The organism is Brevibacillus sp. FSL K6-6036, from assembly GCF_037964015.1.
In the GTDB taxonomy this organism is placed as follows: domain Bacteria; phylum Bacillota; class Bacilli; order Brevibacillales; family Brevibacillaceae; genus Brevibacillus; species Brevibacillus borstelensis.
The window spans coordinates 1087464-1106886 of the sequence record NZ_CP150173.1 but is presented as its reverse complement, the minus strand read 5'-3'; the positions used below and the strand labels follow the sequence as shown (position 1 = coordinate 1106886).

12 protein-coding genes, 1 riboswitch and 1 other annotated feature are annotated in these 19423 nt (G+C 54.1%); of the genes, 4 read left to right on the top strand and 8 right to left on the bottom strand.

The features are described from left to right. Positions 1-28: 28 nt before the first annotated feature. From NST37_RS05720 to NST37_RS05710, 3 genes are read right to left on the bottom strand one after another with little or no spacing between them, the layout of a single operon-like run. Positions 29-1684 (bottom strand): ATPase, T2SS/T4P/T4SS family, encoded by a 1656-nt coding sequence (locus NST37_RS05720; protein WP_024985513.1) that lies wholly within the window; start codon positions 1682-1684, stop codon positions 29-31. 5 nt (positions 1685-1689) lie between these two features. Further along, positions 1690-3354, bottom strand: a complete 1665-nt coding sequence (locus tag NST37_RS05715; protein ID WP_339186405.1) for a VanW family protein — start codon at positions 3352-3354, stop codon at positions 1690-1692. 8 nt (positions 3355-3362) lie between these two features. Continuing rightward, a complete protein-coding gene (locus tag NST37_RS05710) occupies positions 3363-4556 on the bottom strand; it encodes a hypothetical protein (RefSeq protein WP_339186403.1) in 1194 nt (397 codons plus the stop codon). 246 nt (positions 4557-4802) lie between these two features. On the opposite strand from NST37_RS05710, the gene NST37_RS05705 reads away from it, so the two are divergent. Genes NST37_RS05705 through NST37_RS05695 form a run of 3 tightly spaced genes read left to right on the top strand, consistent with a single transcriptional unit; the run spans position 4803 to position 8074 of the window. Beyond that, on the top strand, positions 4803-5315 hold the full coding sequence (locus NST37_RS05705; RefSeq protein ID WP_339186402.1) for a type II secretion system protein: 513 nt from the start codon (positions 4803-4805) through the stop codon (positions 5313-5315). Next, positions 5312-6136 carry a prepilin-type N-terminal cleavage/methylation domain-containing protein gene (locus NST37_RS05700; RefSeq protein WP_003392175.1) on the top strand — a complete coding sequence of 275 codons (825 nt, stop codon included), beginning with the start codon at positions 5312-5314 and terminating at the stop codon, positions 6134-6136. The genes NST37_RS05705 and NST37_RS05700 overlap by 4 nt, the downstream gene beginning before the upstream one ends. Then, positions 6137-8074 (top strand): hypothetical protein, encoded by a 1938-nt coding sequence (locus tag NST37_RS05695; protein ID WP_327956176.1) that lies wholly within the window; start codon positions 6137-6139, stop codon positions 8072-8074. Between the two features lie 150 nt (positions 8075-8224). On the opposite strand, the gene NST37_RS05690 is transcribed toward NST37_RS05695, so the two are convergent. Beyond that, the gene (locus tag NST37_RS05690) at positions 8225-12106 is read right to left on the bottom strand and encodes a cadherin-like beta sandwich domain-containing protein (RefSeq protein ID WP_339186400.1); all 3882 of its coding nucleotides are present in this window, start codon (positions 12104-12106) and stop codon (positions 8225-8227) included. A gap of 378 nt (positions 12107-12484) precedes the next feature. Then, a riboswitch (Lysine riboswitch) is annotated at positions 12485-12673 on the top strand. 115 nt (positions 12674-12788) lie between these two features. Between NST37_RS05690 and NST37_RS05685 the strand changes: the two genes are divergently transcribed. Further along, on the top strand, positions 12789-14231 hold the full coding sequence (locus NST37_RS05685; protein WP_003392184.1) for an amino acid permease: 1443 nt from the start codon (positions 12789-12791) through the stop codon (positions 14229-14231). A gap of 93 nt (positions 14232-14324) precedes the next feature. Here NST37_RS05685 and NST37_RS05680 read toward each other — a convergent pair whose 3' ends face one another. From NST37_RS05680 to NST37_RS05665, 4 genes are all read right to left on the bottom strand, one after another. After that, complete coding sequence (locus NST37_RS05680; RefSeq protein WP_339186398.1) at positions 14325-15509, bottom strand: aminotransferase; 1185 nt, start codon at positions 15507-15509, stop codon at positions 14325-14327. Further along, entirely contained in the window at positions 15506-16006 is a 501-nt protein-coding gene (locus tag NST37_RS05675; RefSeq protein WP_003392188.1) for an Lrp/AsnC family transcriptional regulator, read from the bottom strand. Before NST37_RS05675 ends, NST37_RS05680 begins: the two co-directional genes overlap by 4 nt. 87 nt (positions 16007-16093) lie before the next feature. Beyond that, positions 16094-16335 (bottom strand) — a binding site (T-box leader). A 275-nt stretch (positions 16336-16610) separates the two neighbouring features. Continuing rightward, positions 16611-17099, bottom strand: a complete 489-nt coding sequence (locus tag NST37_RS05670; RefSeq protein ID WP_003392191.1) for a ferritin-like domain-containing protein — start codon at positions 17097-17099, stop codon at positions 16611-16613. Between the two features lie 154 nt (positions 17100-17253). Beyond that, positions 17254-19383 carry a bifunctional diguanylate cyclase/phosphodiesterase gene (locus tag NST37_RS05665; protein WP_031933501.1) on the bottom strand — a complete coding sequence of 710 codons (2130 nt, stop codon included), beginning with the start codon at positions 19381-19383 and terminating at the stop codon, positions 17254-17256. Positions 19384-19423 lie beyond the last annotated feature (40 nt).

Sequence of the window (19423 nt, the reverse complement as noted above, 5' to 3'; positions counted from 1 at the left end):
CTTACCCTCCTTGGCATTGATCCGGCCACTATTCCGGCAGTGCGATCCGGTAGATTTCTTCCAGGGTGGTCAACCCCTGTCTTACCTTCAACAGGGCATCGTCAAACATCAGCACCATCCCGTTTTTTACGGCGTGTCGCTTGTATTCGACAGCGGGGAGACGCTGAATAATCATCTGCCGAAACGCATCGTCCATGACGAAGCTTTCGTGGACCGCCAGCCTGCCGCGATACCCTGTCATGCTGCAACTGCCGCATCCCACGCCGCGCCAAATCGTCTCAATGCGCAGTCCGCGCTGGGAAAAGATCGCTTTTTCCTGCTCGGTGGCCGGCATCTCTTTTTTGCATTCCTTGCAGATACGCCGGACGAGTCGCTGGGCTACGACTCCGTTGAGCGAAGAAGCCAGCAAAAACGGAGGAATGCCCATATCCAGCAAGCGCGTAACGCTGCTCACGGCGTCGTTGGTATGCAGCGTGCTTAGCACCTGATGCCCTGTCAATGCTGCCCGGATCGCGATCTCGGCCGTATCTTTGTCGCGAATCTCCCCGACCATGATAATATCCGGGTCCTGACGCAGGATGGAGCGCAGCACGGATGCGAAGCTCATGCCGATTCCGTCGTTTACGTGCACTTGATTGATTCCGTCCAACTGATACTCGACCGGGTCTTCCACCGTAATGATATTGACATCCTCCTGGTTGAGGTGGTTGAGTGCCGCATACAGCGTGGTCGTCTTCCCGCTTCCCGTCGGTCCCGTCACCAGCATGATGCCGTTTGGCCGGTTGATCAAATTCCGGAAATAGGAGAGATTTCGATTGGTCAAGCCCAGCTTGTCTATTTCGATCAAGGCATTGGACACATCCAGGAGGCGCATGACGATTTTCTCGCCGTAAATGGTCGGAAGTGTAGATACCCGAACGTCGATCTCCTTGTAGTCCACATGCATCTGAATCCGGCCGTCCTGGGGAGTGCGCCGCTCCGCGATGTTGAGGTTGGACATGATTTTGATCCGCGCTGTCAAAATGCCGATCATGTGGCGCGGCAGCACGCGCTCGGTCCGCAAGACGCCGTCTACCCGATAGCGGATGCGGACCCCGTCCTCCTGCGGATCGATATGGATGTCGCTGGCACGCAGTTGGACTGCCTGTTCAAACATCTGGTTGACCAGGCGAACGATCGGGGAATCTTCATCGACGATGCGAGATTCTTCAATCTCGTCCGCCTCGATCTTTTCCATCAGCTCCTTCACCGAACCCTGCATGCTGTACATCCGGGAAATCGCACGCTGGACCTCGTCCCGGGTAGCAATGACCGGCTCGATGACAAAGCCTGTGCTGAGCCGCAGCTCATCGATCGCAAAGTAGTCGAGCGGATCGATCATCGCCACGGTCAGCTTGTTTCCCTCTTTTTTCAACGGAATGAGAGAATATCGTTTCGCCACCTCTTCCGAAACGATGCTGGACAAGGACGGGTCTATTTTGACGCGATACAGGCTGACGTGAGGGATTCCCAACTGGAATTCCAGAATCTCGATCAGCTGCTGCTCCGTAATGTAGCCCTGCTGCAGCAAATGATCCCCCAGCTTCAGCTTCGACTTTTTCTGCTCGACCAGCGCCTCCTGTAGCTGCTCTTCGCTGATCAGGCCGCTCTCGACGAGGATGTCCCCCAGCCGTTTCCTACCCATGCCCGTCACCTCTCAGGCGCGTCATGCAAAATAATGACGCCGTTGTTTTTCTCGACCTTTACCGCTGCTCCCGCACCAACCGAAGCTGAGCCTTGAGGAACGGCAGCCCCTGTATTTTCCGGCAAAGGGGCTATATCGGGAGGTCTTGCGCTGCTGCCTGTATCGGCAGGCGCGTAGCTATCCCCGTATGGCTTCACGCTTCCGTAGATGATTTCCGGCGGCAATTCCTCTTCCGCTTCGCTGCCGACCCATGGCTCCGCTTCCGCTTCTGTCGGCCAGTCTTCCTCCCGGCTTTTCGTTCCGACCGCTCCCACTTCTCTCGGACCGACAGCGATCACGTTCGGGACAGGCTGATACAGGTTGTCCGAGACGAGCACCTTTTGATTCAAACCTGGATCGTAGAGGAACACCTTTGCCCGCAGCCCTTTTTCCCCGACGCGCACGATCCGCTCCTGATTCGGTTTCATATCGCGGTCTACCCGAACGATCGTATCGGGGCTAAAGGTTTCGGTTGTTTCCGTCATGAGCTGCGGCTTGCCCTTCTCCGATGACTGACCGCTTCCGTAAAGAGCGACCCGTAGACGGCCCTGCTCAACCGCTGCATGGATATAGACCGGCGTCTTCATTCGATTGGCCAAGCGCAAATCCATATCCCGTCCGTTTACGAATGCTTCCAGTCCGATCCTTTGAAAATCGACCGGGCGTTTCGGGCTGTGCCGCTCCACCACGCTCAGAGAGCTGGTGAGCGCCGTTTCGTACAACGCAGAGGCTACCTGTACGGCGCTTCCGCCAAGGCCGTCGGGTATTGCCTGCCGTTCATCTATAAGCTGGTAGCCTTTTGCTGTCGTAAACGGCCCGGCAGCTTCATTGAAGGAAAACACCTGGTCCGGCATCAGGATGGTGCCATTAAGCAGGTCGGCAGCCCTTTTCACGTTCACCAGGCGAGAAGGTCCCTCCGTGCCAATCGTCCCGTTCCACTCGCCCAGCAAATCCACGCTTTTCTCCAGATCCTTTCGTGTGATTGCCGGCTCGTCCTTTTTCGCCTTGATCGGTATGCGCAGACCGTAGCGCAGGGTGCGAAACTCTGTTTCGACAGCCGAAACAGTCTCTTCCACATCGACCTGATAACCAGCCTGATCCGGTATCACGACTGCTTTATTGTTTTCGATTCGGAGTGTAGCCGCGACCGCTTTCCGGTCAATTTCGCCGGCGATGCGCTCCACCTGCCGAACCAGCTCGGAGCGGTCGTAGTGAACGGCCAGCGGTACTGTGCCGTCCGCTTGTTTCCCTGCCAGCCGCTGAAACCATCCTGCCAATCCCGCAGAATCGCGAGAGCGCTCAACGGCTTGCCGGATCGTCTCTTCTGCCTCGAAACGCAATCCCAGCTTTTCCTTGTCAAGTAAATAGGTGCGATCTTCGAGGGTAAGCACGGCGGGCATTCCGGAGAGGTCCTCAACCTTTCGTTTCACGCTGGCCCGCGCTTCTTCTATCGTCAGCCCGGCTAGCGAAAGGCCGGCTACCTGTACATCGGACAGCCTCCCGCCCGCCTCCGAATCCGGTTGGTCCCACAAGCCGGAGGCGAGCAGGGAGACCGCCCCGAACACACATGATTGGATAAGCAGGAGCGCAAAGGCCCCGCCAAACAACTTGTACTGTTTTTTTTCCAACACGATCCCGCTCACTTCCGATTTGATGTGTCCTGCTCATGCTTTGCTCCCGAGGCATGGCCCGGCGATGTTCCAGTGCCTGTCAATGTTCCGGCACCTGTCAAAGAAGGATCATCCACACGGTCCAGTTCTTCCTCGAACCGGCTCAACAGCCTGCCGGATTCATCATGCAAAGACCCGACCAGGGAGAGCTCCTCCCAAAAACGTTGTCCATCAGGGGACGTCGGCGGCTCCCCTGGCTCCGTTCCGGGTGAATCTGCGTCCTGCGAAAAGAAATCAGCGTTTATCGGCTCATCCGAAAATCTCCACCCAAAATCGTCCAAGTCCTGCTCCGCCGATTCTGCCGTCATTTCAGAACCTGCTTTTATCTCTGCCATTTCTATCTTCTCGATCTTCTCTATCTTCTCTGCCTTCGCTATCCTCTCTATCTTTCCGCTTCCCGTGTCCTCCTCCTCAAACTCAAAGAACGGCAAGGGTGATAAGCAATCCGCTTTCGTTTCATCCGCTGCATCATCCGTTTTCAAACCGGATTGTCTTCTCGTATCTATTCCCGTGTCTTCGAAGCTGCCAAACTCCGCAAAAGCTGGATCAGCAGCGTGGTAGTACGGGAACGCTTCAGCGGGGCTTCCCTGTTTTTCGGCCCATTCAGATTCATCTGCCGGTTTACGTTCCGGTTCAGGCCACGGTTTAAGCTCTGATTCAGGCTCTAATGCAGTCTGCGATTCGGTCCACCGCCCAGCCTCGACGCCGTCCGCTTCCTGCTCCATGGCAGCCGCAATCTCCTGGAACGCTATGCTCTGTCCCTGCTCATACCAGTAAAGCCGCTCTCCACGCTGATCAGGAGCAGTCAAATCTTTGGAAGCAGCAGCGTTTCCGCCACCAGGCAGCCCCTGCTGAGCAGCAGTATCGGCAAATACTTGAGCAGCGAGAATCCCGGTGTTTTCCGTAAAGTCATTTTTGGCAAAGTCTCTCGCAATGAAATAGGAAAGGAGCAGCGTGATCAGGATGGTTGCAACAGCCGTTTCCAACCTCCCGAAAAGAGACAGGGAAAATGGCAGGAGCGCTCCGAGCAGGAAGGCACCCCCGGAAGCTGTCATCACGGACAGCCGTTTACGAGAAAAGAGGCGGCGACGGAGCAGCAGGTACAACAGAAGGGTTAGAAGCAGGTACACAATGTAATAGCCGCTTAAACCTGATAGAAGCATAGGATCACCTGTTTTATAGCCAAAAGGCGTAGATCATAGTACATTAGTAGTAGATTAGCATAGTTCTTTGGTTGCATCCATTTTTATGCAATAACTTAATTTCGACAGGTTTCATGCATCTCCTCTAAAATTTTGTCGAAAAATATTCTCCCTCCCTCGAAATGTCACCTTTTATCCATATTGGAATACGCTTTCAACCGATTATCATGAAATACGAGAATTAGTAAGAAAGGAGGAATTGCGATCGTGTGGGAACAAAGCAGAAATGAAAACGGGATGACGCTGATCGAAGTGCTCGCTTCCATTGTCATACTCTCCATCGCTTTCCTATTGCTGAGCAATTTTCTCTTGCGCGGTCTGGAGCTTTCCGGAAAAGAGGACAGCAAGCTGGTTGCGATGAATCTGGCAAGGCAGTTGGCAGAAAGCTGGCGATCAGGGAACGGAGACTTGAAGACTGCAGCGCTCCCGGATGATTCCCTCCGAGACTATGCCTCCGACAAGCTTACTTATCCAAAGCTTGCGGCATTAACCGACCACCTGAAGAACAAGGAGATTTCCTTTCCCGATGTGGAGGTCAACGAAAGAATCTATCAGCCAAAGCTCTCTCTTTCTTTTCTGGACAAGCACAACGGCGGGTACAGGCTTGACGATCAAACGATGATCCTCATCACAGTTCGCGTCACTTCTCCCGAGGGACAGCAGCTTGCCATGCTGCAGACCGCCGTCGCCGATCCCCGGACAGGAGGAACAACGCCATGAAGCTGAGGACTCGAATCTCTCGCCTCCTGCGTGATCAATCGGGGATGACGCTGCTGGAAACGCTCGCCTCCCTGTTCATCTTTCTGATCATCCTGATCCCGTTAACCTCTGTCTACGTCTCAGGCGTCCAGGTCTTCAACCAGACGCGGGAACAGACCGACCTGCGCAATGTCGCTGACTTTGCCATCGGTGAAGTGATGCGGACTGTGCAGGGAGCGACTTATTTTGAACTGGAAAAAGACGGCGGTTCACTCGATTCCGAAAACGAGGAAATGGACACTTTGCGCCAGATCATGCAGAGCAAAAAGGCCGGCGAGCTGCTTTTGGCCGAACAGGGAGGAGCGGGAGCGGGGAGTAACGGAGCAATAGACGCGGAAGAAGGCACCCGAGAAATCGGCGTATCGCCCCAGTTCTCTACTGGCCTTGTCGTTTTCACCAGCTCGACTGTCTATGTCCCTTCCGATCAAGACTCTTCCGATGCCGAGTCCGGCAGCACGCAATCCTTTGTAAAACGAAATGTCTACCGCTTTACTCCCTCTGATCCTTCAGACGGGCTGGTCAAGTCATTTCGCTTTGAACCGGGTTATCTCGTCCGCGGACTCTTTTCGACCTCGGCGGACAACAAGACCTTGTCTCTCTATCTGGTGGTCGCACCGTACGGAGAAAGGGTTGTCGACCGCGACGGGCAGCAGATGAGGTTTCCAAATCTGGAGGAGGTCAGGGCCGAGCTGGAGCGAACAGAAGCATCCGGCAAAGTCAACAGCTACATTCGCCTGGTCAAAACGGAATTCGCCGTCTCCAATCTGCAGAGGAGTGAGTAGATGAACCGCCTCAACAACGAACGCGGAAGCGCGCTCTTGATCGTCCTGTTTATCGTCGTGCTGTTTACGGTGCTCGGGCTGTCCATCCTCAGCTACGTCGCGCAAAGCTCCCGGCAGCACGTATTCTCCGAAGACGAGATTCAAGGGAAAATGCTGGCTGACATGGGCCTGGCCTACTTTCAAAAATACGCCGAGCAAAACCTTTCCTTTGACGATGAGGAACTTGCACAAGCGCTGGAAGATGGGAGCGGCCAGGAAAAAATCAAGAACGTCCTAAGCAATATCGCCGCTGAAATGAACGACACCGACTGGGAGAAGGGCCCTTACAAGCAAACCATGCTCCCTCCCCTGCCGGACGGGACAGCCCAAGGCTTCGCCATCGGTTACCGCATTCTGGACGAAATCCGTTTGCAGAAAGATCCCGGACAGCCATACGTGCTGAAGCTGAAGGTCTCCGTGATCGGCATTCCGGCTCGCGGAAGCGAAGACCTGTCTGTAGTGAAAAGCCGGGTTCGCCTGAATTCTACCGTGTACATAAACACGATCGCCGCACCGTTTCATTATGCAGTCAGCACTCCCGGAGAGCTGCGCCTGTTCGGCGGCTCCAACATCATCGGCAATGTGACGGCTCACCATGTGGTCACTGCGACACACTACCGGTACAGCGAGGAGACCCCCGATGGGCAAGGCGCCGAGTGGACATCAGGCTCTTTTGAAAAGAACCTTCCATATTTGGAAGGCGTACTGTCACTTTCACAGAATGCGAATCGTTCCGGCGGACTGGTTAGCGGACTGTATCAGCTTGAGAGACTGGAGGAGGAGGCTCCTTCCGCTGCAACGCTCGCAGACGAAGCCGACCAGGCACTCATCTCTGACCGGCAAAGCCTGGCGTCGCTTTTTTCTCCCAAGACGCTGCCCAAAGACAGCAAAGAGACGCTTCTCTCCGCGCCATCGGACAGGCCGTACGAGCCCGGCTATGAGCCGCCCGTCGTGCAAAATACAATCGATTCGGCCAGGTCTCTGTCCTTCCCTGGAGGAGAGTCGACGAAACAATACATCTCTCAAATGATACGTGAGGGAAAAGCAAGCTCGCACGAAGAAAGAGTAGCAGCAGACGAGTCCGTTCAATTGGAAGAGCACAGCGGGGACTACGCGTATCTGAATGAAGGGTTCCGCCTCATCGACATTCCTACCGGAAGCGAATCCATCGCGATTCTGGCCGAAGACAGCAAGGAAGGCTTGGACGGCTCCTCCGCCGTATCCCTGACCGCCCGCTTGACCGGGGATGAATTGGCCGGGGGATCTGTGCGCAAGCTGTATATCGCACCTGCCTCTTCGGACGAGGATTCTTTGGCTACGGTTGAAATGGGCAGACTGGGCTCCTTCATCCCGGATGCGGACGCCTCCGAGAGAAACAGCGGAGAGCCCTTCACCTTTGAGGGAACGATCTATATCAAAGGAAATCTGGACATCGTCGGTGACATCCGCATCAACGGCACCATTTTTGTCGATGGCGATGTGCTGATCCGGGAGATTACCAACCTGGACGACAAGAATCTGGCGATCGTCGCAACCGGCAAGATCAGCCTGACCTCCCGTTACACCGAGGAGACCGATCATACGAGCAGCGTCGATGCGTGGAAATCGCTTCCGCCCATCTCGGCCTTTCTCTATTCGGAAAAGTCAATGGAAATCTACTCGGTTGCCTCCTTTAACCGCATCCAGGGCGGCATTGCGACTGGCGGCCCGTCCTCCTACATCGAGCTGAACACCAAACGAAACGAGGACGACCGTCTCGCCTCCCGTCTGGCCATTCAGTTCAACCGCAGGATTTTCGAGCAGGAGACCCCCGGCCTGCCTGTTGCCGAGGAGTTCTTCGTCGATCTGTACGATCTTCAGTACAGTCCCCACCCCGACGAGGTGGAGCTCGTTCCGTAAACGTTCAGTGATATCCTGAGCGAGTCCGGGGATGCTCGGCTTTTTCGGCCTTCCCCCTCGTCTCGCCCCTCCCCGTACGGGCCAAAAATAGAAACGACCCTATCAAGCCAAAAAGAACCTGAAGCCTTTCACAGCTCCAGGTTCTTTTTGCTAGTTCAAGTTGTTTTTCGCTTTGACGGTGACCGTTTCGATCTTCTGATACGGCCTGCTCTCCAATAGCTCGCCTGTTAAAGAGTGATAAATATTCACCTTCACAAAGATCGCGATCTGATACGTTTGACTTTGACCGGAGCTTGTCTTCAGGTTTTTGACGATTTTGTTTTGCTTCCCGTTCAGAATACTGGTTCCTTTACCCGCAACGATTTCTCTCAGCAAGTCCGCATCCCCATCGGAATCGCCAATCGCATATCTCGCTGCAGCCAGCTCCAGATCCTTCTCTGCTCGGAACGAATACCCGATCTCCACTTGAACAGCCCTGTTTTCCAAAGCTGCTGTACCGTTGTTCACTCTAACGTAAAGGTTGGGCAAATCATCATAATCCGGGTCACCCCCACCGCCGCCGCTTCCCGGTTTGGGCACTTCTATGATCGCCGTTTTTACGGTGGGAATCCCCAAATGGATGTCGCCATTCAGCGGATTTACCGCCTTTACAGCAACCGGCGTATCCACGTATTTGCCGTTCACTTTTACGTAATCGACCAAAAACTCTCCTCTTGCCTTCCCCTTGTCGTTCTTGTCGAAAGCCACCGGGAAAGACTGCCACTCGCCCGTCCCTACTCTGTAAAACCATTGCGTATGCTCGTCAACGGTATCCATGACAGGGGTGACAATGACTTTTGCGCTGTCCGGCAGCGTCAAGCCCTGGCTCAGTTCAAAATCAGGCGGAACGATAGGTTGTCCCAATGACACCTCGCGAACGACAATTTCATTTTCATCCGGTGTCCCATCCGGTTGGGCATAGTTTCCATCGCGGTTAAAGTCCTGAAACATCCCGACGACAAGCGTGGTCGGACCGGAGGGATTCAAGGGAATGCCGGTCGCCTTGTTGCCCAGATTAAAAGGAACCCACGGGGAGGATGCGCCCACCTCCGAAAGGTCGACACCGGGCATCCAGAAAAACTTCACGTCTTCCATGACCAGCGTTGTCGGCTCTGCCTTCAAGCTGCCCTTTTGATTCAATGGCGAACCCTCTCGCTCCAGTGTCGCTGCAAATGCCGTTACGGGATTAAACAGCAAGGTATTGCTCACAGGATCGGCCGATTTGCCGCTGGCGTTTTTCGCCTCTGCCTGGACAGGCGTCGGTCCCACTCTCAGCACTTCGCCGATTTCCTCGCCGCTTTTCTTGCGAGCCGCTTCCACTTCAAATGTATAGGTGACCTTTTGTCGCCCATCTCCCAAAGAAGACGGCTTTGCTTCATACAGCGCTGAGGCGGGGAGCTCAGCACCGCCAACCTTGACTGTCAGCTTCATCGGGAACGACTCTGGAAAATCGATGACTTCCGCCGTTACAACCGCTTTTTCCGGATACATCGCATCCCAGCCATTGTTCGCAGCAAGGTCGAGGACTGGCTTGCTCGTTACCGTAATCTCACTTGAGGAGGAGAATTTGCCGTCCGGTGTTCTGGCGGTAATGACCGCACGCCCTGGCTTCACCCCCGTGACGATGCCGTTGGAGGAGACTGTAGCGACCTTGCTGTCAGCAGACGTCCAGATCACGCTTTGATCGGCGTTGTCAGGCGTAATTCTGGCCTTCAAGCCGACCGTCTCCCCTACGAGGATCGAGGCTTTTTCCGGGGTGACCTTCAGTCCTGTCACTGGCGGAATATTCGTATCCACCTGCAGTGTCAAATTGTTGAAGAAACGGCTGTTGACCGCGTTTCCTTCCCGGTACGTCAGCTGCGAGTCGGACAGCAGGTACGTGCCGGTCCTGGTCGGCTTCACGGTTATGCCAAACGAAACGGGCGCAGCCTGATACACATCCCCTTTGCGCTCGTAGATGATGTCCGGAAGCTTCAGCTTCAGCGTCCCATTGTCGCTTCGCTTGCTCCACGACTTATCGATGCTCTCGATTGGCACCTCCGCAGGGAACGGCTCGGTCAGCGTAACGTCCGTGACGGCGAATGTCTCCGGCAGCGGACCATAGCCCGCAAAATTAGCGATTACCCTGTTGTTGACTACAGACAACCCAAAAGTGGCAAAGGCGTTGACCGTGACCGAATCGCGGCCCTTCAGCATATCGGCGAGCTGGCTTTCGTCTACCAGGGGAATGGTGATTTCCTTGACTCCCGAGCGGATCAAATCTTTCAGCGTGTCCAAAATGTCATCCTGCTTTGCGCTCGGTTCCGTAGTGAGCTGTTGGTTGACAGACACTTCGCCGCTATAGCCCGATCTCATCACACTGAGAAAATGGCTTTTTCCTCTTCCACCCAAAGCAAGTCCGCCGTTGTTCGAATTCCCCTTTCCGTTCACCTTCACTTTGTCCAGTTCATAACCGATGTCATAGCCTTTTGAGTAGACAAACGGCTGATTCAGCAAAAAGAACGGACGAATCCCCGTTGCTCTGCCGGCGGGTTTGTCGGCCAATCCCTCAGTCGAAAAGGACTTGGGCGTGACCGTGTAGCGGATTACACTCGTTTCCCCCAGCTTGATCGCCGATTTGGACAGGGAACGGGCGAGGTCCACCGATGTGAGCGGCGTATGGACCGTCACCTCGTATGTGCGTTTCGTCTTTCCGTCCTGCGCCGTGACGACGATCGTGACCTTGGTCGCACCCGGCTTGACCGGGATCACCTTGGGGGTGCCGCTCTGATGACCCTCTCCGTTTACGGTCATGCTCGCCCTGCTGTCTTCGAGCGTGGGGGTGATCGCAACAGTTTGGACATGGCTGTTCAAATGAACGTCATAGCTGCCTTGCGACCTGTCAAAGCCGGGCTCAAGCGGGACCAGTGTCTCCCCTTTTACCGTCAGATTTTGCAGGTAGGCGTTGTCGCTTGGCTGCGGGGCGAGCTGAAAGTCCAGTATAGCGGTGTCTCCTGCCTCAAAGTTTTCAATCAGCTTGAGCTGCGGGATGTACCCGTCCTTGGCCGCTTCCACAGAGACCAGACCTGCGGGGACATCCTGGAGGATGTACTCGCCTTTCGCATTCGTCACTGCCGAAACAATTCCCCCGGCAGATACGACAGCACCCGCGAGCGGCTTGGGAGGCGAGCCCGAATCCGTAACCTTGCCTTTGATCGTACCGGTGTGCTTGTACTCTCCGAGATTGATCAGCAGCTTGACAAAATCGATGGCTGCGCCGTCTCCGTACGGATTTCGCGTCGTCTTGTCATCGAGAAGGATGGTCAGGCTTCCGTCCTTCAAGAGCGGCAGGTATTCATCCGGAATTTGGACGCTGATCAGCTTTCCGATCGGCCCATGCTGGTTGAGCGAGTTGATAACGTTCTCCAGAAACGGCGCCCGGACGCCGTTCAGCTCGGCTGTATATTTGACCCGCCCCGGATACTTCCGCGGCTGATAGTCATTGATGAACATCTGGAGAATGGCCCCTTCGATCGGGGTGTTTTTCGTGTCAAAGGTTACCTTGATGGGAACGACCGGATTGGCTGTCTTGCTGTAATTGTTTCGGGTATAGCCGTCCGCCACATGATCATTGGCATCATTTTTGGGGTTCCGCAAATCCGGATATTGAAAGGAGCTGATCACCATCAGCTGGTCCGTTCCTGCCGGATCGGTCGGCTGGTGAGTTACTTTCGGATATGGGGCCCCTGTGCTTTTTCCCGAAAATGGATCGTAGCCGTTCGGCCAGCCTCCGCCCAGATTGTCGATATCCCCGACCCGGACCATCAGATCGGCCTCTGTCGTATCGTACTTTACGGCATACGGCTTGGACCAATCCCCGTTTAACGGATCGTTCGTGCGATTTACCGCCGACGCAGCCATAGCAGGACTGCTTGTCCATTCCAGCGAAAAACCGGTAAAGCAGATCAGAAATGCGAGGCACATCAAAAACAGTCGATGCAGACTCCGCTTCATGAAAACGGCTCACCTCTTTCCTTTATTTGCGTTCGAGCTGTGCAGTGTCTTTGAAGGGAAGACATCTAACATTCCTAATTATGGTACTATTTTACCATGAATAAAGACTCAGATGACTAGATGGTTTTTGTAGCATCTGTTACACATTTTTTTGCAGCCTGCGATCCCATTAGCTGTCATATCCACACCATAATCTTCATACTGTCAGAGCATGGCCCTCTTTTCCTTCGTACCCTTCTCCAGCTTCGATAAACCAAAAATAATAGACCGTCGCGATGTCCCGGACCTCACTGCCACAAAATCACACTTGATTTTAAAGGAAAAACCCATATACTTGAACCATAACATAATCTCATAGCAATTATCCTCATCAGACACGATGAGGATAGAGGTCGCGGCTTTTATATTATTCTGTACGAGATCCAGAGAAGATTGATGACTCCAGAAGAAGGAAAAGCTGCCGAAGTCTGCCGTGTATTCTCTGTACACACAGGCTGGGGCTGTACCCGACAAGGGACAGAACTGTCACGTTTGCCAGCCGAGCAAGCGTGGTGTGCTATCTTCCGTGAAGGCTTGGTGGGGATTGGATCATACCGCCCTTTTGCCGTTTTTGGCTTGTGGTGGTATTTTTATTTCCGGCCTTCCTTCCCGCAAATCAAGAGAAAGGTCGTGTTTTTATTTTATGTCTTCCAATCAATTGCAACGCGGATTGAAAGCCCGTCACTTGACGATGATCGCCATCGGCGGATCGATCGGTACCGGACTTTTCCTGGCGAGCGGCGGCTCCATTCACTCTGCCGGTCCGGGCGGTGCTTTGGTTGCCTATATAGCGATCAGCCTGATGGTCTTTTTCCTGATGACGAGCCTCGGTGAGATGGCGGCGTTCATGCCGGTATCCGGCTCCTTCAGCACTTATGCGTCCAAATTTGTCGATCCGTCCCTCGGCTTCGCGCTCGGATGGAATTACTGGTACAACTGGGCGATCACGATTGCCGTCGAGCTTTCAGCCGGTGCGCTCATCATGAAATACTGGTTCCCGGACACGCCGTCCATTCTCTGGAGCGCGCTTTTCCTCGTCCTTATGTTTGGCTTAAATATGTTATCAGTAAAAGGATACGGCGAATCCGAATATTGGTTTTCCTTGATCAAAGTAAGTACGGTCATCATCTTTATCATCGTCGGCGTATTGATGATTTTTGGCATTATGGGCGGCGAAGCAGTCGGCTTCCACAACTTTACCAAGGGAGATGCGCCGTTCAGCGGCGGCTTTATGGCGATGCTCGGCGTCTTCATGATCGCCGGCTTTTCCTTCCAGGGAACCGAGCTGGTCGGGATTGCCGCAGGCGAGAGCGAGGACCCGGCCCGCAACATTCCGAAAGCCATCAAGCAAATCTTTTGGCGCATCCTGCTGTTCTATATTTTTGCGATCTTCGTCATCGGGATGCTGATCCCGTACGACAATCCGAATCTCATAAACAGCGACATTACGGACATTGCAGTCAGCCCGTTCACGCTGGTGTTTGAAAAAGCGGGGTTTGCCTTTGCCGCTTCTGTCATGAACGCCGTCATTTTGACATCCGTCCTCTCGGCGGGCAACTCCGGGATGTACGCGTCTACGCGGATGCTGTATGTTCTCGCCAAAGAAGGAAGAGCTCCCAAGCTTTTTGCCAAAGTGAACAGCCGTGGCGTGCCGACCAACGCCCTCCTGCTGACAACGCTTATCGGGATGTTTGCCTTTCTGTCCTCGCTGTTCGGGGATGGCACCGTCTACGTCTGGCTCTTGAATGCTTCCGGGATGTCCGGCTTTATCGCCTGGCTCGGGATTGCGGTGAGCCACTACCGCTTCCGCAAGGCGTATCTGGCACAAGGCTACGATCTGAAGCAACTGCCTTACCGGGCGAAATGGTTCCCGTTTGGACCGATCCTCGCCTTCATCATCTGCCTCATCGTCGTGCTTGGCCAAAACTACACCGCCTTTACCGGCGAGACGATCGACTGGGGCGGCGCACTTGTATCGTACATCGGCCTGCCGCTCTTCATCCTCGTCTGGCTGGGCTACAAATACACGAAAAAAACCAAGGTCGTTCCGCTGCACAAAGTGGATTTGACCAACGAGCAATCATAAGCGGCGGCTCTCCTGCTCTCCTGCAATGATGTGCTCACCATCCAACAGGCAAGGCCGGGATCAGCTCCCGGCCTTTTTCCATGCACGCCAATCTTATTTGGCAGAAACCTTTTGGACAAAACGTCCCATCCGCTCCAGCGCCTTTTGCAGCTGTTCCAGCGAAGTCGCATAGGAGCAGCGAATATGGCCCTTGCCGCAGTCGCCAAACACATCACCCGGCACCACTGCCACCTTTTCCTCCATCAGCAGGCGTTCGGCAAATTCGGCTGCCTCCAGGCCCGTAGAGCGAATGGAAGGAAACGCGTAGAAGGCTCCCTCCGGCTCATGGCAGGCCAGGCCGATGTCCTGAAACCCTTGAACGACGAAATTGCGGCGCTGACGGTAGCTCTCCACCATCCGCTCCATGTCTGCCTGTCCGTGACGCAGCGCTTCCAAGGCAGCCATTTGAGCCATTACCGGCGCGCACAGCATCGTGTACTGATGGATTTTCAGCATCCCCGCAAGCAGGTCGGGAGAAGCGCAGACATAGCCGAGCCGCCATCCCGTCATCGCAAATGCCTTGGAAAAGCCGGAAATCAAGATCGTCCGGTCCTTCATCCCCGGCAGAGCCGCGATGCTGTCGTGCATTCTTCCATAGGTCAGCTCGGCGTAAATCTCGTCGGAGATGACCAGCAGATCCTGCTTTTCAATCACCGGAAGCAGCTTGCTCCACTCCTCGGCAGTCATCGTGCTGCCCGTCGGGTTGTTCGGGTAGCAGAAGATAATCGCTTTGGTCCGCGGGCTGATGTGGGCTTCCAGCTCCTCCGGCGTCAGCTTGAATTGCTGCTCAGCGTTCGTCCGCAGGAAGACAGGCTCCCCGCCAGCCAGCCGGATAACCGGCTCGTATGATACGTAGCAGGGCTCGACCACCAGCACCTCGTCGCCCGGGTCGATGATGGCGCGCAGCGCGATGTCAATCGCTTCACTGGCCCCGACAGTGATCAGCATTTCTGTCTCCGGATGATACGAAACAAAGAAGCGCTCCTCCAGGTATTTGTGAATTTCTTTTCTGAGCTCCAACAGCCCGGCATTGGACGTGTAGGCCGTATAGCCCCGCTCCAGCGATGAGATGCATGCTTCCCGGACACGCCAAGGAGTGACAAAGTCCGGCTCCCCTACGCCGAGCGAGATGACGCCCTCCATCGAAGCCGCCAGATCAAAGAAGCGGCGGATGCCGGACGGCTTGAGCGAAGCAACAGTTTGCGACAGGCGGTTTCGTAACACAGTGTGCTGACTCATGGGGTGACCACCATCCTGCGGTCCTCATCCCGGTCCTCAAACTGGATGCCGTCATGCTTGTATCTTTTCAAAATAAAGTGCGTCGCTGTCGATACGACCGAATCCATCGTCGCCAGCTTCTGCGAAACGAATGCAGCCACTTCCCGCATCGTTTTGCCCTCCAGCACGACAGACAAATCGTAGCTGGCTCCGGACATCAGGTAGACAGCCTGGACCTCAGGAAAGCGACAGATGCGATCCGCCACCTCGTCAAAGCCGACATCGCGCTTCGGCGTTACCTTGACATCGATCATAGCCGTGACGTACGGATGGTCCTCGACCAGCTCCCAGTTGATCAGCGCCGGGTATTTCACGATCACTTTTTCGTTTTCCAGCGCGGCGATGGCCTCTTCCACCTCCGCCTGCGATACTCCCATCAATCTGGCGATCTGTTCGGCGCTGCGACGGCTGTCCTCTTCCAGGAGCCGCAGCAGCTCGCGTTGCTTCTGTCGATCCATTTCCTTTCCACTCCATTCCATTCATGTTGTGTGCCCGTGAATAAAAAACGCCCCGGCAACCGACCCGGCTTTATCCGGATTGTCGGTTGCTGAGGCGATCTGTTCGCGGTACCACTCAGCTTTCTGTTTTCCTCACGAAAAACAGACTCATGAAGTCTTCCATAGACTTGCGACTGATAACGGAGTCCTGTCCGCTGCTTTCTACTGAACGGTTCAAAAGCAGAGCTCCAAGGCGGCTTCAAAGAGAGGTGACGGCCGCCTTCACAGCATTCAGGCAGGCTCTCTGGGCGTCAGTGCCCTCTTTTACTCTTCCTTTTCCAAGCGATATGTGGTGTTCATCTTTGCATTTCGGGAATGTCTCAGATTATAAAAAGTTCTCGGGCTGTTGTCAACAAAGGGTTGCCTGGGAGTCTCTTCCATCCCCCTTCACATCCCTTTGTTTATAAGCATTGAACAAGCTTCCGTTTTTTTCAACAATGCATAGGGCCAACCAAAAATCGCTTGCAGTGAATTGTTGCTGGACGTGGGACAAATCCGGCGCATATGCAACAAAAAACCAAATCAGCAACTGATTTGGCTCTCATGAACTATGAAAAATATCTTTTTATGAGCTTCCCTGGGAAAGCAAAATATTGGCGTACCAGGTGGAATGCCGCTGCTCATCCTCTGCTGCCCGCTGAAAAGCCCTTCTGATGCGGGGATCGGTAGCTCGCTCAACGATATCCCGATAAGAATCGACCGCCTCCAGCTCGTCGCGGATGGCCAGCTCTACGCCTCGTTGAAATGACTCGGGCGCCGGGACAGGCTCACGCAAAAGCTGCGGTTCCCGACCGGTCAACCGAGAATATAACTGCGAAAAGTTTTGCAGATGCTTGAGCCGTTCGTCCTTGATGATCGTAATCAAAACTTTCACATTTTCCGTAGGGGCTAGTTCTGCCAGGCGCGTGTAGAAATTTCCAGCCCGCTCCTCCCGATGGACTGCCTGCAGGATTTCCGCAGCCAGCGAGCGATCTGTTGTATCAACAGCCCTGCGTCTTCCGCCATCCTGGACAGGCAAGGGCCAATGAACATAGTTGACGGGGTATCCGTACATGCCTTCTACCTCCAGACGGTATAGGTGTTTATACCATAGCTTATGTCGCGCCCAAGAGGTGGTGCGCCCAACTATGCTCTCGCGAAAGGATTGCGTTCCCTACGCTTCCGCCCCCTTTAGCCATCCTGTCCGCTGCGTCCCTTCCAAGAGCCAGTCAGTTGTTTTGAACAGCAAGCAAGTAATGTTCAAAATCCCGCGTCGGCAGAGGCTTGCTGAACAAATAGCCCTGACCTTGATCACACCCGTTCTCGCTTAGCGCCGCTACCTGATCGAGCAGCTCGACACCTTCGGCGATGACGTTGAGATTGAGGCTTTCCGCAATCGTCACGATGGCTTTCACAATCGCCTGGCTTTCCTGATTTTGATGGATATCCTGAATAAATGAAGCATCGATTTTAATCGTATCGATTGGCAAATGTTTAATATAACTAAAAGAATTATAGCCTGTTCCGAAATCATCAATGGAAATTTGAACGCCTGATTCGCGTATCGCATGCAAAATGGTGATGGCTTCTTCCAATTTGACCAGTACACTTTCCGTGATCTCCAGCTCCAGCCACTGCGGATCAAGACCTGTTTCCTGAAGGATGGCTTCGATCACCTCGACCAGATTTTTCTGGTGAAGCTGGCGGGCCGACAGGTTTACCGATACTTTTAGCGGAGGAAATCCTTCCTCCTGCCAGCGTTTATTTTGCTGACAGGCACGGCGCAAAATCCATTCGCCCAGCTCGATAATCATACCCGTTTCTTCAGCGATCGGGATAAAGCGGTTGGGCGGAATCACACCCAGTTCAGGATGAATCCAGCGCACGAGCGCCTCCATCCCGGTCAGCTTCCCTGTAGACAAGTCTTTTTTCGGCTGGTAATAGATTTCAAAATGCTCCTGCGCTATCGCTTTGCGCAGTTCATTTTCCATCAGAATTCGCTCCAGCGTCTTAACCTCCATCGTCGGATCGAAGAACTCGTACCCATTTCGTCCCCTCGATTTCACTACGTAGAGAGCAGTGTCCGAGCGCTTCAGGAGATCATCCGTCTGTTCCCCGTCTTCCGGGAACATGGCGATCCCGATGCTCATGGACAAGGTAAAGCTCTGACCGGCTACCTCCAGAGGCTTGCGCAGCTCGCTTTGCAGTCGAAAGACAATCCCTTCCACCTCATCGCGCCCCGTGATATTGGGCAGGACAATCGTGAACTCGTCACCGCCCAGGCGGGCCACCATGTCATGCTTGCGTGTACAGCTTTTCAGCCGTTTCGACGCCTCCAGCAAAATCAAATCGCCGACGTCGTGCCCCCATGTGTCATTGATGTCCTTCAATCGATCCAAATCCAGGAACAGCACTGCGAGCTTGGAGCCGACCCGTTTGGCTTGGTTCAGCTCCTTGCTGAGATACTGCACAAACAGTCTGCGATTCGGCAAGTCAGTCAACGTATCATGGTAAGCCAGGTGATGAATCGTCTGTTCCGACTTCTTTCTCTCCGTAATTTCACGGCAAACCAAAACCAGTTTTCTTACATTTCCTGACTCGCTCATTACGGGAGTGATCGTCGTTTCGACCCAGATACATTTCTGCTCGAGCGTGCGGAGGCGGTATTCAATCTGCCTGCTCTTTCGGGCCGAAAACGTATGTTGAATGGCTTCGACCATAATCTCGCGGTCTTCTTCTTCGATCCAGGCGAGCAGATTGTTGACCCCGACATTACGGATATCGTAGCCGAGCACCGTTTCATGCGAGGGGGACAGGTATAGAAAATTTCCTTCCCGATCAATCACGGAGATCATGTCAGTCGTATTCTCCGTGATCAGCCGGTACTTTTCCTCACTCTGTCGGACTTCCTCCTCCATTTTTTTGCGTGCGGTAATGTCGTTTCGAATGGAGACGTACTGATACGGTTTGCCCTCTTCATCCAGAAACGGAACAATCGTCGTATCTACCCAGTAGAACGAGCCGTCCTTGGCCCGATTTTGAATCTCTCCGCGCCAGATCTCACCCGATCCGATGGTTGCCCACATGTCTTTGAAAAATTCCTTGGGGTGAAAACCCGCGTTCAGGATGCGATGATCCTGGCCGATCAATTCCTCCCGCAAATAACCGGAAATCTTGCAAAATTGATCATTCGCGTGAAGAATCGTTCCCCGGCGATCTGTAATCGCAACGATCGAGGACTGGTCGAGAGCGTACTTCACATCGGCAAGCTCTCGCTCCACCTCTTTCAGTTTGTCGGTTTGTTCCCGTGAAAGCTCCTTTGGCTCCCCCTGTTTCACAGAAAATGCGTCCGTACTCATGTTTTATCACCGATTCTTTTTATTGGATGCGCCAGCGCAA

Coding starts and splice junctions, on each gene's coding strand:
- NST37_RS05720 (WP_024985513.1), bottom strand. CDS start 1,684: ATGGGTAGGAAACGGCTGGGGGACATCCTCGTCGAGAGCGGCCTGATC.
- NST37_RS05710 (WP_339186403.1), bottom strand. CDS start 4,556: ATGCTTCTATCAGGTTTAAGCGGCTATTACATTGTGTACCTGCTTCTA.
- NST37_RS05700 (WP_003392175.1), top strand. CDS start 5,312: ATGAAGCTGAGGACTCGAATCTCTCGCCTCCTGCGTGATCAATCGGGG.
- NST37_RS05695 (WP_327956176.1), top strand. CDS start 6,137: ATGAACCGCCTCAACAACGAACGCGGAAGCGCGCTCTTGATCGTCCTG.
- NST37_RS05690 (WP_339186400.1), bottom strand. CDS start 12,106: ATGAAGCGGAGTCTGCATCGACTGTTTTTGATGTGCCTCGCATTTCTG.
- NST37_RS05685 (WP_003392184.1), top strand. CDS start 12,789: ATGTCTTCCAATCAATTGCAACGCGGATTGAAAGCCCGTCACTTGACG.
- NST37_RS05680 (WP_339186398.1), bottom strand. CDS start 15,509: ATGAGTCAGCACACTGTGTTACGAAACCGCCTGTCGCAAACTGTTGCT.
- NST37_RS05675 (WP_003392188.1), bottom strand. CDS start 16,006: ATGGATCGACAGAAGCAACGCGAGCTGCTGCGGCTCCTGGAAGAGGAC.
- NST37_RS05670 (WP_003392191.1), bottom strand. CDS start 17,099: ATGTACGGATACCCCGTCAACTATGTTCATTGGCCCTTGCCTGTCCAG.
- NST37_RS05665 (WP_031933501.1), bottom strand. CDS start 19,383: ATGAGTACGGACGCATTTTCTGTGAAACAGGGGGAGCCAAAGGAGCTT.